This window comes from Vibrio sp. SBT000027 (assembly GCF_963894355.1).
GTDB lineage: Bacteria > Pseudomonadota > Gammaproteobacteria > Enterobacterales > Vibrionaceae > Vibrio > Vibrio splendidus.
On record NZ_CAWQGD010000004.1, the window covers coordinates 227,338 to 243,243 of the forward strand.

Genomic DNA, 15,906 nt, shown 5'->3' on the forward strand with positions numbered 1-15,906 from the left:
TTATGGTGAAAATAATGGCTGATAAAGAAAAGCTTTCGGCACTCATGGATGGTGAAACGATCGATAAAGCTCTCATTGTAGATCTCGAATCTGATCAAGAAAGCATGGATACCTGGCAGAGTTACCATCTAATTGGTGATGTTATGCGTGGGGATGCGCCAGAAACTCCAGAGTGGAACATTGCTAACAGTGTTGCGGCAGCGCTTGATAATGAGCCTGCACATAGTGCAATGCCGAACTTGCACCAAGTGCATGTTGAACCAACTGTTGCTCCAATTGAAGAGCAGCCTAAACCTCAGCAAGCGAAGCGTCAGCTTCCGGCGTGGTTACAACAGTTTGGACAAGTTGCCGTGGCAGCGTGTGTCTCACTAGTCGTTGTATTAGGTGTTCAACAATATGGTGGCAGCGACCCTGCTGCGCCAGAGCAGTTGCCTGTACTCCAGACGATTCCATTTGCGGGTTCTGCGGAACCAGTAAGCTTAACGCGTGACTCTGTTGAGAAGCCAGCATCTGAAGCTAACTTGCAAGAGCAGCGTAAACGCGTTCATGCAATGCTAGAGGATTATGAGCTGCAGCTAAGATTAAACAGTGATGCATCGCCAATGCAAGATGCACATCTAGAATCGGACATTGAATGAAGAAAATCCTGGTCAGTGCACTGACACTGTTCAGCTTGATGTCTCCAACAGCCTTTGCAGAGGAACCCACTGCAAAGGCGTTGTTACATCAGATGAACGAGGCCAGTCAGCATCTAAATTACGAACTCTCCTACATTTTGATCAAGAAGAGCAGTATTGAACCTCTTGTTTATCGCCATGCGGTTAACGACGACCAACAACTTGCACACCTTGTTTACTTGAGCGGGCCTATCCGTGAAGTTATTCGACGTGGTGATGAAGTCAGTTATATTGAACCGGGTACAGAACCGTTTACCATTCAATCTGGCAGTATGGTTGCACCTGTTATTCCGATGATTAATCGAGATATTGACGCGCTCAACGACTATTACGATTTCGTTAAAGTGGGTCGTGCTCGTGAAGCTGGAAGTACTACGCAAGTATTGCGCGTGGTGCCGAAAGATGGCCTTCGTTACTCTTACGTCGTTTGGGTAGATGAAAAAACGAGTCTTCCTTTGCGTGCCGATCTGTTGGATCGTGACGGCGAAGTGCTTGAACAGTACCGTACTATCTCTTACGTGGTGAACGATAAGATTGCAGAGGCAATGGGGGGCTTGAATAGCGCTCAACTGCCGAAAGTCTTATCGCTGCCGGAAGGCTTAGTGAGTGAAACTAACTGGCAAGCCTCTTGGATTCCTGAAGGATTTAAGTCAAAAGAGCTTAGTCGTTATCCAATGGCTGCGACCGATAAAATGGTTGAAAGCCAACTTTTCAGTGATGGGTTGTTTAGCTTTTCAGTTTATATCGCCGATAAAGACGAACATTCATTGAAAGGGCAGTTGGTACGCCAAGGACGCAGAACGTTACACAGCTTAGTGATTGGTGACAAAGAGATCTCTGTGGTGGGTGATATTCCGCCAGCAACCGCCAAACGTATTGCGCAATCAGTTACGTTCAATAAACCGGTACCAGCGCAATGATGACGGCGCTGGCAACCGTTAGCTCGGTTGAACAAAGCGGTCAACAATACTTTGTTCAACTGAGCTGCGAACAACAAACCAGTTGCAGCAGTTGTTCATCTCAAAAAAGCTGCGGAACGGGTATTGTGACCAAGGCCGTTGGCAATAAATCCTTGTTTTGGCAGCTTAAAACCAAAAGTTTAGTTAAAGCCGGACAGATCGTGGAAATTGGCTTTCCAGAAAAAAGCTTACTGCAGTCTGCGGCGATTGTTTACCTCATTCCACTTTTCATGTTGATGATTGGTGCTGGTTTTGGACAACTCTTGTTGCAACCCTTACTCCAAGGGGGCGAGGGCATTGTTATCTTAAGTGCAGCGCTGTTTACTGCTGGTGGTATTGCCTTAGCGAAGCGGTTAGCCAAACCAATGGAAGACAAATCCAAGCAAGAAGTCGTCTTGATTCGAATCCTAGGTGAGCCTCTCGTCTAATTTATGATGCTTCTTGCCCTTAAATTGGGTAGAATCTGCCAACTTGATTGAAATGCCGCCACCAATGCTGACTGTAGATTGGACGCGTCGCGGCTTTCTTATTATCCCTATTCAAAGAGTTTAGTCACACCAAGCCTATGAAGCACATTCGTAATTTTTCGATTATCGCCCACATCGACCACGGTAAGTCGACCCTTTCTGACCGCTTAATCCAAGTTTGTGGAGGGTTAAGTGAACGTGAGATGGCAGCTCAAGTCCTCGATTCTATGGATATAGAACGCGAGCGTGGTATTACAATTAAAGCGCAGAGTGTGACTTTAGATTACAAAGCGAAAGATGGTGAAACTTACCAACTTAACTTTATCGACACTCCAGGACACGTAGATTTCTCTTACGAAGTATCTCGTTCTCTAGCCGCTTGTGAAGGCGCGCTATTGGTTGTGGATGCTGGTCAAGGTGTTGAAGCACAAACTCTAGCAAACTGTTACACCGCTATCGAAATGGAACTGGAAGTAGTGCCAATCTTGAACAAGATTGACCTACCTGCTGCTGAACCTGAGCGTGTTGCTGAAGAAATCGAAGAGATCGTTGGTATCGATGCGATGGAAGCGACGCGTTGTTCTGCAAAAACCGGTATCGGTGTTGATGACGTTCTTGAAAACATCGTAACAGCTATCCCACCACCGGAAGGTGATCCAGACGCGCCACTACAAGCGTTGATCATTGACTCTTGGTTCGATAACTACTTAGGCGTTGTTTCTTTGGTTCGTATCAAGAACGGTAAGCTGAAGAAGAACGACAAGATTAAAGTAATGTCGACAGACCAAGTTTGGGGTGTTGACCGTCTAGGTATCTTCACACCTAAGCAAATCGACACAACAGAGCTAAATACTGGCGAAGTTGGTTGGGTTGTTTGTGGTATTAAAGACATCCTTGGCGCACCTGTTGGTGATACGTTGACGCTTGCAAAAGGCGGCAGCACAGAACGTCTACCTGGTTTCCAAAAAGTGAAGCCTCAGGTATATGCAGGTCTATTCCCAGTATCGTCTGATGACTACGAAAACTTCCGTGACGCACTAGGCAAATTAAGCCTGAACGATGCATCACTGTTCTACGAACCAGAAAGTTCAGCAGCACTTGGCTTTGGTTTCCGTTGTGGCTTCTTAGGAATGCTTCACATGGAGATCATTCAAGAGCGTTTAGAGCGTGAATACGACCTAGACCTAATCACAACGGCACCAACCGTAGTGTACGAAGTTGTAAAAACGGATGGCAGCATTCTTTACGTTGATAGTCCGGCTAAACTGCCTGCAACTAATGATGTAGAAGAGATTCGTGAGCCTATCGCACGTTGTAATATCCTTGTACCGTCAGACTACCTAGGTAACGTAATTACCTTATGTGTAGAAAAACGTGGTGTTCAAGTGGATATGGTTTATCACGGTAAGCAAGTTGCTGTGACGTACGACCTGCCAATGGCAGAAGTGGTTTTAGACTTCTTCGACCGTTTGAAATCAACATCTCGTGGCTATGCGTCACTGGATTACAACTTCCAACGTTTTGAAATGTCGAACATGGTTCGTGTAGACGTATTGCTTAATGGCGAAACGGTTGATGCACTAGCAATCATTACGCACAAAGACATTGCACAGTCTCGCGGTCGTCTACTGGTTGAGAAGATGAAAGAATTCATCCCTCGTCAAATGTTTGATATCGCGATTCAAGCAGCGATTGGTAACCACATCATTGCTCGTTCTACAGTGAAACAACTGCGTAAGAACGTAATCGCAAAATGTTACGGTGGTGATATCAGTCGTAAGAAGAAACTTCTTAAGAAACAAAAAGAAGGTAAGAAGCGTATGAAGCAGATCGGTAACGTTGAACTGCCTCAAGAAGCATTCTTAGCGATTCTTCATGTTGGTAAAGACTAGGTATCAATCGCACTAACTATCTGCTGAACATTACTGGTTAAAATCGTTTATTTCTTTGTTGCAAAGATTGCAATTAGGCCCACTAGTCACTGCACTTTGCGCCTCGAACTAAACGATTTTTCCTGCGTAATCTCCCCAGCATTTAGTCAGCATGATTGATACAGATTAGAAATATTAAGCAGAGTGAAAGGGTTATACTCTTTCACTTTCGTTATTTTTAAAGAAATGAAATTTAAGGGATATCAATGGCTAATACATTTTCGCTTATTTTAGTGATCGTAACTCTAGTGACCGGCATTGTATGGGCGTTGGAAAAGTTTGTGTGGGCGAAGAAACGCCAACAAAAACTGGCTGACGTTGAAGCACAATCGAATGGCCTAGACGCTGCAACCAGCGCAAAAGTTACGGCTCAGCCTTGGTGGGTTGAGAACAGTGTGTCCATTTTCCCTGTAATTGCATTTGTTTTGGTTTTGCGTTCATTTATTTATGAACCGTTTCAAATCCCATCTGGTTCGATGATGCCAACACTATTGGTTGGTGATTTCATCTTAGTAGAGAAGTACGCATACGGTCTAAAAGACCCGGTATGGCGCACTCAACTGGTCGAAACGGGCAAACCAGAACGTGGTGATTCAATCGTATTCAAATACCCACCTCAGCCGAATATCGACTACATTAAGCGTGTTGTTGGTATGCCGGGTGATACCATTCGCTACAGCAGCAATAAAGAAGTCTGCATTCAAGCGAAGGGTGGCAGTAGCTGTAAACCAGTGAAGTTAAGTCACGTTGAAGAAAGCCAATTTATTCAAGATGGTGTGCCTCTGATTCAGCTGAATGAACAGCTGGGTGATGTGGAGCACCAAATTTTAGTTAACCCATTACGTCGTGATCGTGTGCAAGCATATCAACCTCGCAATGGTGTTAACGAGTGGATCGTTCCAGAAGGCCAATACTTTGTTATGGGTGATAACCGTGACAACAGTGCTGACAGCCGTTACTGGGGCTTTGTCCCTGAAGCAAACCTTGTTGGTAAGGCCGTTGCTATTTGGATCAGCTTCGAATTCGAACGCGGTTCAGACAGTGTACTTCCAACATGGATTCCTACTGGTGTGCGTTTTAATCGCATCGGTGGGATTCACTAATCGATCACATAACACATCGAGAGAGCATGAATTCTCCAATTGATAAACTAGAGAGAAAGATTGGCTATCAGTTTAATGATGCCGATCTTATCCATCTGGCGCTGACTCACCGTAGCGCCGCAGGTAAACACAACGAACGTCTTGAGTTTCTGGGCGATTCAATTTTAAGTTTTGTTATCGCTGATGATCTTTACCACCGTTTCCCTAAGGTAAACGAAGGTGATATGAGCCGCATGCGCGCAACATTAGTACGTGGTCATACATTGGCAGAACTAGGTCGTGAATTCGAACTAGGAGATTACTTAAAATTAGGTCCAGGTGAGTTGAAGAGTGGCGGTTTCCGTCGTGATTCTATTCTAGCGGATGCAGTAGAAGCGATCATCGGTGCTGTCTATTTAGATAGTGATACCGAGGTTGTTCGCCGCATTATTTTAAGCTGGTACCAATCTCGCCTAGAGTCTATTCAGCCTGGTGTATCTCAAAAAGATCCGAAAACTCGCTTACAAGAGTTTTTACAAGGTCGAAGAAATCCCCTACCTGTCTACACAGTGACTAATATTAAAGGTGAAGCACACAACCAAGAGTTTACGGTTGAGTGTGAAGTGGCAGGTGTGGATAAACCTGTTATCGGTAAAGGCACTAGCCGCCGCAAGGCAGAACAAGCGGCTGCTGAAACAGCATTAGAGCAACTAAGCAATGTCTGATAACAATCAAGATTTCGATATCGATGCATTCTTTTCATCTGATAGCAAAAAAACGGGCCTACCGGAAAACCAACACTGTGGCTTCATCGCTATCGTGGGTCGACCAAACGTAGGTAAATCGACGCTTCTGAACCATATTTTGGGTCAGAAAATCTCGATCACATCACGTAAACCTCAGACGACACGTCACCGTATTATGGGTGTAGAAACTGAAGGTGATTACCAAGCGATCTACGTTGATACTCCTGGACTTCATATCGAAGAAAAGCGTGCAATCAACCGTTTGATGAACCGTGCGGCGAACAGCTCACTGAGCGATGTGAACCTAGTATTTTTCCTTGTTGACGGTACTCACTGGACTGACGACGATGAAATGGTACTGAACAAGCTGAGAAAAACAGATTTCCCAGTCGTACTTTGTATTAACAAGGTAGACAACGTTCAAGACCGTACAGACGTGATGCAGCACATGATGGAAGTGTCTAAGAAGATGGAATTCCTTGATGTTGTACCAATCTCGGCGAAGCAAGGTAAGAATATCGATGTACTGCGTAAGCACGTTCGTAACTCTTTACCTAAAGCGACGCATCACTTCCCTGAAGAGTACGTAACGGATCGTTCACAGCGCTTTATGGCCTCTGAAATCATCCGTGAAAAACTGATGCGATTCACAGGCGAAGAGCTACCTTACTCAGTAACGGTTGAAATCGAGCGTTTCGATTACAACCCTGATAACGATGGCTTCCACATCAACGCTTTGATTCTTGTTGAACGTACTGGTCAGAAGAAGATGGTGATTGGTAAAGCGGGCGAGAAGATCAAAACGATTGGTCGTGAAGCTCGTATCGATATGGAAGAACTATTCGGTCGTAAGGTTTACCTAGAGACTTGGGTTAAAGTTAAGTCTGGTTGGGCTGACGATGAGCGTGCACTTCGCTCGTTAGGCTACATCGACGATCTATAATATATTGAACGTCACTTTCTGATATTAAGAAAGTTGAATTGAATATAAATACAAGAGAGAGTGCGAACTCTCTCTTTTTGTATCTGTAAGAAGGGTAAGTGATTGAGCGAAGGGTTACAGCGATGCTTTGTGTTGCACCGTCGACCATACAGTGAGTCGAGCCTAATTCTGGACGTCTTCAGTGAAGAGTACGGAAGGGTGACGTTGATGTCTAAAGGTGCAAGGAGTAAGCGTTCTAATTTGAAAGGTGCATTGCAACCTTTTACGCCTCTGCTGCTTAAGTGGTCTGGCAATGGTTCAATGAAAACGTTACGCCAAGCTGAACCCATCAGCTTGGGGCTTCCTCTTGCCGGTATTAATCTGTATTCCGCTATGTATGTCAATGAGCTAGTTGGCCGTGTGTTGATGGCTGAAGTGGCCATGCCCGCATTTTTTCACGACTATCTTCATGCTTTAACAGAACTCGCTCATAATGAGAACCCTGAGCCAGCGCTACGTCGTTTTGAATTGGCTCTGCTTTCCGCTATGGGGTATGGCGTCGACTTTTTGCATTGTGCTGGTACTGGTGAAGCGATCGATCCAAGCATGACTTATCGCTATCGAGAGCAGAAAGGTTTCATCGCTTCTGTACGTCGAGATAACCTGACATTTATGGGCGATGAACTTATCGCAATTAGTGAACGTAGGTTTATCACTAAAGAGCAGTTAAAAGCAGCAAAACGCTTTACACGCATAGCCTTAAAGCCGTATCTTGGCGGCAAACCATTAAAAAGTAGAGAGCTATTTATGCCAACAATAGCCCTCTCTAGAGCACGGAGTATTGGAAAATGAGCTCAATCCTTTTAGGCGTTAATATCGACCATATTGCTACACTACGTAATGCACGTGGTACTAAATACCCAGATCCAGTACACGCAGCTGAAATTGCTGAACGTGCGGGTGCTGACGGCATTACCATTCACCTGCGCGAAGATCGCCGTCATATTGTTGATCGCGATGTACGTATTCTTGCTGAGACAATCCAGACTCGCATGAACTTAGAGATGGCAGTGACGGACGAGATGGTTCAAATTGCACTCGATACTAATCCTGAGTTCGTTTGTCTGGTTCCAGAAAAGCGTGAAGAGCTGACGACGGAAGGCGGCTTGGACGTGGTTGGTCAACTTGAAAAGATCAAAGCAGCGACGGAAAAACTGTCGGCAGCGGGTATCAAAGTATCTCTGTTTATCGATGCAGATCGTGAGCAAATCGATGCAGCAAAAGCGTGTGGCGCACCGTTCATTGAGCTTCATACTGGTCATTACGCTGATGCGAAAACAGAAGAAGATCAGCAAGATGAGCTTAAAAAGATTGCTGCAGGCGCAAGCTACGCAGACGATCTTGGTATCACAGTGAATGCTGGTCATGGTCTGACTTATCACAACGTAGCGCCGATTGCGGCACTTCCTGAGATCTACGAGTTGAACATCGGTCACTCGATCATGGGACGCGCAGTCTTTGATGGTTTGAATAAAGCCGTTGCAGACATGAAAGCCGTGATGGAAACAGCACGCAACAACGCTTAGTTCTTTAACTCGTCATTAGTTTAGTAGTAAGCGTTAAGTGGTTAATCAGTAGAATCGATAAAGTTAATAGATAGAAGTTTGGTAGTAGGGTAAACATGGCTGTTGTTGGATTAGGTACAGATATCGCAGAAATCGAACGTGTTGAAAAGGCACTGTCACGAAGTGGCGACGCTTTTGCTCAGCGTATTTTGACCGACTCTGAGTTTGAAGTATTTCAGCAACTGAAGCAAAAAGGGCGTTACCTTGCAAAACGCTTTGCTGCAAAAGAAGCGGCATCTAAGGCGTTGGGCACGGGTATCGCGCTTGGTGTGACCTTTCACGATTTCGAGATTTCAAACGATGAGCATGGCAAGCCAGTTCTAAGCCTACATAAAAAGGCGCGTGAAATCGCAGAAGCGAGTGGTACAAAGTCGATTCATCTGACTATCTCAGATGAGCGCCATTATGCGGTGGCGACGGTACTACTCGAGTCGTAAATAGATTACCGTTACTTTATACCAATCGTAGTAAATAACTGTTCACCCTAGCTTGTTAAAAAACTCGATAACTTCGTTAGAATTTTTGATTGTAGAATAACTACTTATCGAAAAATCCTGCCTTGTCCTCAAGCTTTTTTCCTACGCTATTTTTGATCACTTACTTACTGTGATTGGTATTATATCTGGTGCTCTAGGTTCTAGACAGAAAAAAGCAGAGCTCATGAGCTCTGCTTTTTTATTGGCTGGTAAACCGTTTGACGAATATTTGTGAGTAAGAAATGTTCGCTAAGTCTTGGCTGGTTTCAAATAATGAATCGCGGTTGCTTGAACCTTATCTAATTCATCCTGAAGTTCAAAAAGTTCAGGTTCAATGTCTTCAACGGAAGTGCCAGAACGCAGCTCTTTCTCTATCGTCGCACACACCGACTTCAGCCTTGGTACACCGCTGTATGAGCTGCTGCCATGCATCTTGTGGATGATGTGTGTCAGCGCTTCAACGGGGTAGTCACTGTCTTCTATCGCTTTCTCTGCGGCTTCATAAACCTCAGGAATGAAGTCGACTAGCATTTGTAGCATATCGCGTGCGAGGTCTTCTTTGTTGGCGGCTTGCTTCATAGCTGCTTGCCAATCAATGATGATATTCTTATGCACGTTAGCCTCAGAATCTGAAACTGAGCTGTTGTCTACTTCCGCAGAGACTGCCGGGTGGGCTGGGTCTATTTTTTCAATGTGCTCAACCTCAGAGGTAGGGCTCCAATGAATCAGAACCTGCTGTAACACGTGCTCTTCAATCGGTTTGGTTAGGTAGTCATCCATGCCGGCTTCAAGCAGACGGTCCCGTTCGCCAACCATCGCGTGTGCTGTGACGGCAATGACGGGGGTATTCGCATTATTCGCTAGCTCTTTTATATTCTTACAGGCCGTCACACCATCCATTTGCGGCATTTGGATATCCATGAAGATGATATCAAATGGGGTCTCCTTCGCCTTGTCTATGGCCTTCTGTCCGCTGGGGCAACTGATGACCGTCTCTACACGCTCTTTTAGTAGCGCGGTGATCAATTTAAGGTTTGCAGGATTGTCGTCGACCGCCAATACAGTGAGCGGCAGCTTCTCTTCCGAGTGCGTTTCAATCGCTGGTGCAATCAAGGTTGGTGCTTGATTAGAGATCAGAGTTTGTAGAAGTTTCTTACGAGAGAGAGGCTTGGTGATGCATTGGACATCAACCTCTTTCATCAATTGTTCACCCAAAGCTAGCTCAGTACTCGGCGTACCAATAATCACGTTCTGAGCGATTTTCTTCGCGCCAATCGCCCAACCACTCACGGTATCAAATTGATACTCTTGGTTCGCGGCTAGGTTGAGTAGAACGTAGTCATACGAGGTCGACTCGTCAGGCATTACCGAACGATACGTTACCACTAAGCCTTCTTGGGTTAATATTTGCTGAGTAATCGACGCCGCTTGCATGTTTGGCTCGATAAGCAGCAGCTGCTTGTCTTGCAGGCACTGAGTCTCAATCAGCTCAGTCATCGGCATATCAGTCGTTGATAGTCTCAAAGTAAACCAGAAGGTTGAACCTTGGTGTAGGCGACTGGTTAGGCTGATCTCACCACCCATTTGGCTGACCAGTTTTTGGGTGATAACTAGGCCTAGCCCCGTACCGCCATAACGACGAGAGATGCTTGCGTCGGCTTGGCTGAAGGCTTGGAATAGCTGAGCTTGTTGACGCTCAGAGATACCAATACCTGTATCGCGAACCATGAATTGCAACTCGATGCTGTCTTCGCTTTGTGAACGAAGTTCAACACTGATATCAATGTTGCCACGTTCAGTAAACTTGATTGAGTTACCAACGAGGTTGGTTAGGATCTGCTGAATACGCAGCGGGTCACCAACAACGCCTGGTGGCACTTTCGGGTCTATCTTAAGAGTTAACTCTAGGCCTTTCTCATGGGCGTTGGTCGCTTGAAGGTTCACAACCTCTTCAAGGCTAGCTTGGAACTCGAATGGGATGTTCTCGAGCGCTAATTTACCAGCTTCCAGTTTCGAGAAATCAAGAATATCGTTGATGATACTGAGTAGATTATTTGCTGAACGTTCAATGGTTTGCAAGTAATCTGTTTGACTGGTCGATAGATGAGTCTTAAGCATTTGACGAGTAAAGCCAATCACACCGTTAAGCGGTGTTCTCAATTCGTGAGACATGTTAGCCAAGAACTCAGATTTAACACGAGCCGCTTCTTGAGCGCGTTTTTTCGCAATGTCTAACTCAACGTTTTGAATCTCTAATTGCTCTAGGGTTTCACGCAGATCAGACGTAGCCTGGTCGATACTGTGCTGCATCTCGACGTGATATTCTGATAGCGATACCGCCATCGCGTTGATACCGTTTTTCAGTGAGTCTAGCTCACCGTGCATTTTGCCTTCGATACGCACATCGAGATGACCACGACGAATTCGGTCGACCATGTTTTTCATGTGTGTGATCGGTTGGGTGACGTCATGCATCAAGCGAAAAGCAAATACACCAGAAAGTCCCAGCCCCAAAATCAACACCAAGAAGGCAGAGAACACTTCTTGATACTGCTGCAATCGAAGTGACGACAAGTCTAACTCTATTGCAATATAGCCGATCGCTTGGTTGGCTTGAGACTGCCCATTGGCTGAGTTGATGTATTGACCTTCAGCGATGATTGGTGTCCGAAGAATCAGCGTATTATCGAGCAGGTTCGATGAGCTTAAATGCGGGATGGGTTTATCTTTCGGATAGGTCAGGCTTTCAAAATCAGGGTGGAAGTTTGAGGTTACAAACAACTCATGACGTTCATCAAACACCGCAATACTGCGCACTAGCTTAGAGTTTTTTCGATGCGCATAGCTAATAAGCTGACGAACAGACTCTCGACTTTCGAGCTTCATGCCTGACTCACTAGCAATTGCCAGCGGTTCAATGATGCTAGTACCAGTATTAACCACTTGGCCCTCAAGGTCTTGATAGCGGTTAAATGAGAAAAATGCACTCAATAGCAACCCAATAATCAAGGTTGGAGCTAGAGTTAAGGTAATTACACGGGCTCTTAAGCCATATCTGGTCATGTTCTTTAATTACATCGAGGTCTGGATATGGGAAAATAACGCACACAATGGCGGTTAAGTGAACGGTAAGCTTAATCAAAGCCGTGACGTTCGACAATGATTCCAAGACATAATAGTGAGTCCTGGATACCAATTACTTATTAAAAGATACATTAGGCACAAGCAATGGCACGTTTTTTCCAACCAAAAAAGAAAACTCAACTCGAGACCAAGCATCAATCGGTTTTGGTTGAACGAATGGATCACAATGGCGCTGGCATCGCTTATCAGAAGAATAAACCTGTTTTCATTGATGGCGCATTGCCCGGTGAGCAGGTGGTTATTCAACTTACTGAGAGCAAAAGTAAGTTTTCGCGAGCAAAACTCATCAAATTACTTAAACCGAGTGAGCTGCGTTTAAAGCCATTCTGTAAGCACTTTAATCAGTGTGGTGGCTGTCACCTTCAACATCTTGGTTACGCTTCTCAGGTTGAGCATAAATCGCAATCTTTGACGCACCTGATGGGCCAATACCAAACGGCTAACACCGAAGTTGTTGAGCCGATTGTGGGTGATGATACCGGTTATCGACGTCGCGCGCGTATCAGCCTATTTGTTGATAAGAAGACACAGCAGCTTCAGTTCGGTTTCCGTAAGAAACAAAGTAAGCAGATAGAAAACATCACCGATTGTGCCGTGCTGGATCCTCGCCTTAATGTATTGCTGCCAAAACTGAAAAGTTTACTCAATACTTTCAGCAACCTTACGTCTTTAGGACACGTTGAATTGGTGTTGGGCGATACTGGCCCTGTGATGGTCCTGCGTCACCTTAAGCCTTTGGTTGAGAAAGATGAGCAAGCATTGATTGCACTCGCTAAAGCGGAAGGTGCCACGTTGTATACTATGCCTGAAACGGACAAGCTCGTTCGTTTAGTCGGTGATGCGCCAGCTTATAGCGAAACAGGCGTGACTTTACCTTTTGAGCCAAACCACTTTATCCAAGTTAACCAGAAAGTGAACCAGCAAATGGTTGCTCAAGCGATTGAGTGGCTAGAGCCTCAAGCCGATGAGCGAGTGCTCGACCTGTTTTGTGGCTTAGGGAACTTCAGTTTGCCTATTGCACAACAATCTGCGTTTGTAGTGGGTGTTGAAGGTGTCGATGAAATGGTTCAACAGGCCACGTCTAACGCGACTTTGAATCAATTGAGTAATACAGAATTCTACCAAGCGAACCTTGAAGAAGAGCTGTCTTCACAGCCTTGGGCAAAAGAAAGATTTGATAAAATCTTACTTGATCCAGCACGTGCTGGAGCGAGTGGGATCGTTGATCAAATTTCAGGGTTAGGTGCGAAGCGTGTGGTTTATGTTTCGTGTAATCCTGCTACTCTAGCTAGAGATTCAGAGAGCTTAGAAAAACAAGGCTATCAACTAGCCAAGCTTGGTATGTTGGACATGTTCCCACACACCAGTCATCTAGAATCGATGGCTCTCTTTATCAAGGCTTAGAGGCCCTTAAACAAGGCTTAAAAATGAATCACAAAGGTGCAGGGAAGCCTGCGCTGATATCAATATGAGTCGAACTAACTTGGAATCAGTTAGTCATATTGAATTGGGTATAAAACATAATAACTAGGAAGGCATGATGGTTGCGGTACGAAGCGCACATTTAAACCCAAGCGAACAGTTTGAGCTAGATAATTGGATTGCGTCATTGAATCAAGACGCAAAAACCTCGAATAAACTGACCAAAGTTTATCGTCACTGCGAAGAGCTATTAAAAGATCACGAGCAAGGCGAGCTTTTGCTTTGGCGTGGGCGCGAGATGATCGAGATCTTGGTCACCTTGTCTATGGATCGCGCAACTTTAGTGGCAGCGCAACTCTTCCCTGTCGTATCAAGCGGTGTTTTTGAGCGTGAAGCGTTTGAAGAAAGTTACGGAAAGGAAACCGTAAAACTGATTGATGGCGTGGAAGAAATGGCGGCTTTGGGCCAGCTAAACGTCACCCTTGAAGGCAGTGCTGCCTCGGGTCAAGTCGATAATGTTCGACGAATGCTGCTTGCGATGGTGGATGACTTCCGTTGCGTCGTCATCAAACTAGCAGAGCGAATTTGTAACCTAATCGAAGTGAAAAAGGCCCCTGATGCTGTGCGCCGTGCGGCAGCAAAAGAGTGTGCCAACATTTATGCTCCTCTAGCAAACCGTTTAGGTATTGGTCAGCTAAAGTGGGAAATTGAAGACTACGCTTTCCGCTACCAACAACCAGATATCTATAAGCAGATTGCTAAACAGTTGTCTGAGCGCCGTATCGTGCGCGAACAATACATCACTGACTTTGTTGACGATTTAACGTCAGAAATGAACCGCTCAAGCATCAATGCTGAAGTCAGCGGTCGACCAAAACACATCTACAGTATTTGGCGTAAAATGCAGAAAAAAGGCTTAGAGTTTGATGAGCTTTTTGACGTGCGTGCGGTGCGTATTATCGCAGACCAACTGCAAGACTGTTATGCCGGTTTAGGTGTGGTTCACACCAAATATAAACACCTCCCAAGTGAATTTGATGACTATGTGGCAAACCCTAAACCCAACGGTTATCAATCGATTCATACCGTAGTTCTTGGCCCTGAAGGCAAGACCATTGAAATTCAGATTCGTACCAAGCAGATGCATGAAGACTCTGAATTAGGCGTTGCGGCGCACTGGAAGTACAAAGAAGGTGCTTCAAGCGGCGTACGCAGTGGCTACGATGAGAAAATCACCTGGCTTCGTAAGCTTATCGACTGGCAAGAAGAGATGTCGGATTCTGGTGAAATGCTGGATGAAGTGCGTAGCCAAGTCTTTGATGACCGTGTTTATGCTTTTACACCTCGTGGTGATGTAGTCGATTTACCAATGGGTGCAACACCGTTGGATTTTGCTTACCACATCCACTCGATGGTTGGACACCGTTGTATCGGTGCCAAAGTAGCCGGTCGAATCGTCCCGTTTACTCATAAACTGGCGATGGGCGATCAAGTTGAGATCATCACTCAAAAAGAACCGAACCCATCACGTGATTGGTTAAACCCGACCACAGGCTTTGTTCATTCGAGTCGAGCTCGTGCAAAAATTAACGCCTGGTTCCGTGCTCAGAGTCGTGAGAAAAACCTTGAAGCCGGACGAGATATTCTAGAAGTCGAGCTAGGCAGAGTCGGAGCGACGCTGAAAGATGCCGAGCAATACGCGCTGAAACGATTCAACGTCAATACTCCAGATGAGCTCTATGCGGGTATTGGTAGCGGCGATATGCGTATCAACCAAGTCGTTAATCACATCAATGCTTTGGTCAACAAGCCGACAGCGGAAGAAGAAGATAAAAAAGCGCTCGAAAAGTTGCTTGAGTCTGACAATAAGCCCGCTCATCAGAGTCGTCCGAAAAAGGATGCTGTCGTTGTTGAAGGTGTCGATAACCTAATGACGCACTTAGCTCGTTGCTGCCAGCCAATCCCAGGCGATGTGATCAAAGGTTACATAACTCAAGGTCGCGGTATTTCAGTGCACCGTAGCGATTGCGAACAGTTAAGTGAACTTAACCTACATGCCCCCGAACGTATCATCGATACTGTGTGGGGCGATGGTTTCGTAGGCTCGTATATCTTAACGCTGCGTGTAGAGGCGCTAGAACGTACCGGCTTGTTGAAAGACATAACATCCCTGTTCTTGAACGAAAAAGTCAGTGTGACGACAATGAAGAGCCGTATTGACTATAAACGTCAGCTGTCGGTGATGGATTTCGATTTGGAAGTGACCAACATTGAGATTCTGAGTCGAGTGACAAGTCGAGTAGAGCAAATCAAAGATGTCATGAGTGTAAAACGCCTCGGCTAACTTTCACGTTGCATTAGTCACTTTTACTGCGTTAACTGCGCTTTCTTGTTCCATCACATAGGCGAGCTATGCTCAGGAATCGCGAAAGCTTGTTGCCTTGTTAAAGTAACA

At 45.4% G+C, this 15,906-nt stretch carries 13 protein-coding genes; 12 read left to right on the forward strand and 1 reads right to left on the reverse strand.

Going from position 1 to position 15,906, the window contains the following annotated elements; genetic code table 11:
• The first annotated feature begins 14 nt into the window (after positions 1-14).
• The 10 genes from AACU28_RS11035 (at position 15) to acpS (ending at position 8,846) form a co-directional block, all read left to right on the forward strand.
• Complete coding sequence (locus tag AACU28_RS11035; RefSeq protein WP_004735378.1) at positions 15-638, forward strand: sigma-E factor negative regulatory protein; 624 nt, start codon at positions 15-17, stop codon at positions 636-638.
• The gene (gene rseB / locus AACU28_RS11040; RefSeq protein WP_004735379.1) at positions 635-1,597 is read left to right on the forward strand and encodes a sigma-E factor regulatory protein RseB; all 963 of its coding nucleotides are present in this window, start codon (positions 635-637) and stop codon (positions 1,595-1,597) included. Before AACU28_RS11035 ends, rseB begins: the two co-directional genes overlap by 4 nt.
• Complete coding sequence (locus tag AACU28_RS11045; RefSeq protein WP_017084321.1) at positions 1,594-2,064, forward strand: SoxR reducing system RseC family protein; 471 nt, start codon at positions 1,594-1,596, stop codon at positions 2,062-2,064. Before rseB ends, AACU28_RS11045 begins: the two co-directional genes overlap by 4 nt.
• 137 nt (positions 2,065-2,201) lie before the next feature.
• Positions 2,202-3,995 (forward strand): translation elongation factor 4, encoded by a 1,794-nt coding sequence (gene lepA / locus AACU28_RS11050; protein ID WP_017084320.1) that lies wholly within the window; start codon positions 2,202-2,204, stop codon positions 3,993-3,995.
• Positions 3,996-4,240: 245 nt separating this feature from the next.
• A complete protein-coding gene (gene lepB / locus AACU28_RS11055) occupies positions 4,241-5,137 on the forward strand; it encodes a signal peptidase I (protein ID WP_004735382.1) in 897 nt (298 codons plus the stop codon).
• A gap of 26 nt (positions 5,138-5,163) precedes the next feature.
• On the forward strand, positions 5,164-5,841 hold the full coding sequence (rnc, locus tag AACU28_RS11060) for a ribonuclease III (RefSeq protein ID WP_004735383.1): 678 nt from the start codon (positions 5,164-5,166) through the stop codon (positions 5,839-5,841).
• The gene (gene era / locus AACU28_RS11065) at positions 5,834-6,805 is read left to right on the forward strand and encodes a GTPase Era (protein ID WP_121602940.1); all 972 of its coding nucleotides are present in this window, start codon (positions 5,834-5,836) and stop codon (positions 6,803-6,805) included. The genes rnc and era overlap by 8 nt, the downstream gene beginning before the upstream one ends.
• Positions 6,806-6,907: 102 nt before the next feature.
• Positions 6,908-7,636: a DNA repair protein RecO gene (recO, locus tag AACU28_RS11070; RefSeq protein WP_012604785.1), complete on the forward strand. Its 729-nt coding sequence runs from the start codon at positions 6,908-6,910 to the stop codon at positions 7,634-7,636.
• Positions 7,633-8,370, forward strand: a complete 738-nt coding sequence (gene pdxJ, locus AACU28_RS11075) for a pyridoxine 5'-phosphate synthase (RefSeq protein WP_009847651.1) — start codon at positions 7,633-7,635, stop codon at positions 8,368-8,370. Before recO ends, pdxJ begins: the two co-directional genes overlap by 4 nt.
• A gap of 95 nt (positions 8,371-8,465) precedes the next feature.
• Positions 8,466-8,846, forward strand: coding sequence for a holo-ACP synthase (gene acpS / locus AACU28_RS11080; protein ID WP_017077798.1), 381 nt, complete (start codon positions 8,466-8,468; stop codon positions 8,844-8,846).
• A 288-nt stretch (positions 8,847-9,134) separates the two neighbouring features.
• On the opposite strand, the gene barA is transcribed toward acpS, so the two are convergent.
• On the reverse strand, positions 9,135-11,948 hold the full coding sequence (gene barA / locus AACU28_RS11085; protein ID WP_121602941.1) for a two-component sensor histidine kinase BarA: 2,814 nt from the start codon (positions 11,946-11,948) through the stop codon (positions 9,135-9,137).
• 165 nt (positions 11,949-12,113) lie between these two features.
• On the opposite strand from barA, the gene rlmD reads away from it, so the two are divergent.
• Both rlmD and relA read left to right on the forward strand, forming a co-directional pair.
• Positions 12,114-13,433 (forward strand): 23S rRNA (uracil(1939)-C(5))-methyltransferase RlmD, encoded by a 1,320-nt coding sequence (gene rlmD, locus AACU28_RS11090; protein ID WP_121602942.1) that lies wholly within the window; start codon positions 12,114-12,116, stop codon positions 13,431-13,433.
• A 136-nt stretch (positions 13,434-13,569) separates the two neighbouring features.
• Positions 13,570-15,795, forward strand: coding sequence for a GTP diphosphokinase (relA, locus tag AACU28_RS11095; protein ID WP_004735390.1), 2,226 nt, complete (start codon positions 13,570-13,572; stop codon positions 15,793-15,795).
• The last annotated feature ends 111 nt before the right edge of the window (positions 15,796-15,906 follow it).

Bases quoted from the DNA above. Each gene is read 5' to 3' on its own strand.
- AACU28_RS11035 (WP_004735378.1), top strand. From the start codon at position 15: ATGGCTGATAAAGAAAAGCTTTCGGCACTCATGGATGGTGAAACGATC.
- rseB (WP_004735379.1), top strand. From the start codon at position 635: ATGAAGAAAATCCTGGTCAGTGCACTGACACTGTTCAGCTTGATGTCT.
- AACU28_RS11045 (WP_017084321.1), top strand. From the start codon at position 1,594: ATGATGACGGCGCTGGCAACCGTTAGCTCGGTTGAACAAAGCGGTCAA.
- lepA (WP_017084320.1), top strand. From the start codon at position 2,202: ATGAAGCACATTCGTAATTTTTCGATTATCGCCCACATCGACCACGGT.
- lepB (WP_004735382.1), top strand. From the start codon at position 4,241: ATGGCTAATACATTTTCGCTTATTTTAGTGATCGTAACTCTAGTGACC.
- rnc (WP_004735383.1), top strand. From the start codon at position 5,164: ATGAATTCTCCAATTGATAAACTAGAGAGAAAGATTGGCTATCAGTTT.
- era (WP_121602940.1), top strand. From the start codon at position 5,834: ATGTCTGATAACAATCAAGATTTCGATATCGATGCATTCTTTTCATCT.
- pdxJ (WP_009847651.1), top strand. From the start codon at position 7,633: ATGAGCTCAATCCTTTTAGGCGTTAATATCGACCATATTGCTACACTA.
- acpS (WP_017077798.1), top strand. From the start codon at position 8,466: ATGGCTGTTGTTGGATTAGGTACAGATATCGCAGAAATCGAACGTGTT.
- barA (WP_121602941.1), bottom strand. From the start codon at position 11,948: ATGACCAGATATGGCTTAAGAGCCCGTGTAATTACCTTAACTCTAGCT.
- rlmD (WP_121602942.1), top strand. From the start codon at position 12,114: ATGGCACGTTTTTTCCAACCAAAAAAGAAAACTCAACTCGAGACCAAG.
- relA (WP_004735390.1), top strand. From the start codon at position 13,570: ATGGTTGCGGTACGAAGCGCACATTTAAACCCAAGCGAACAGTTTGAG.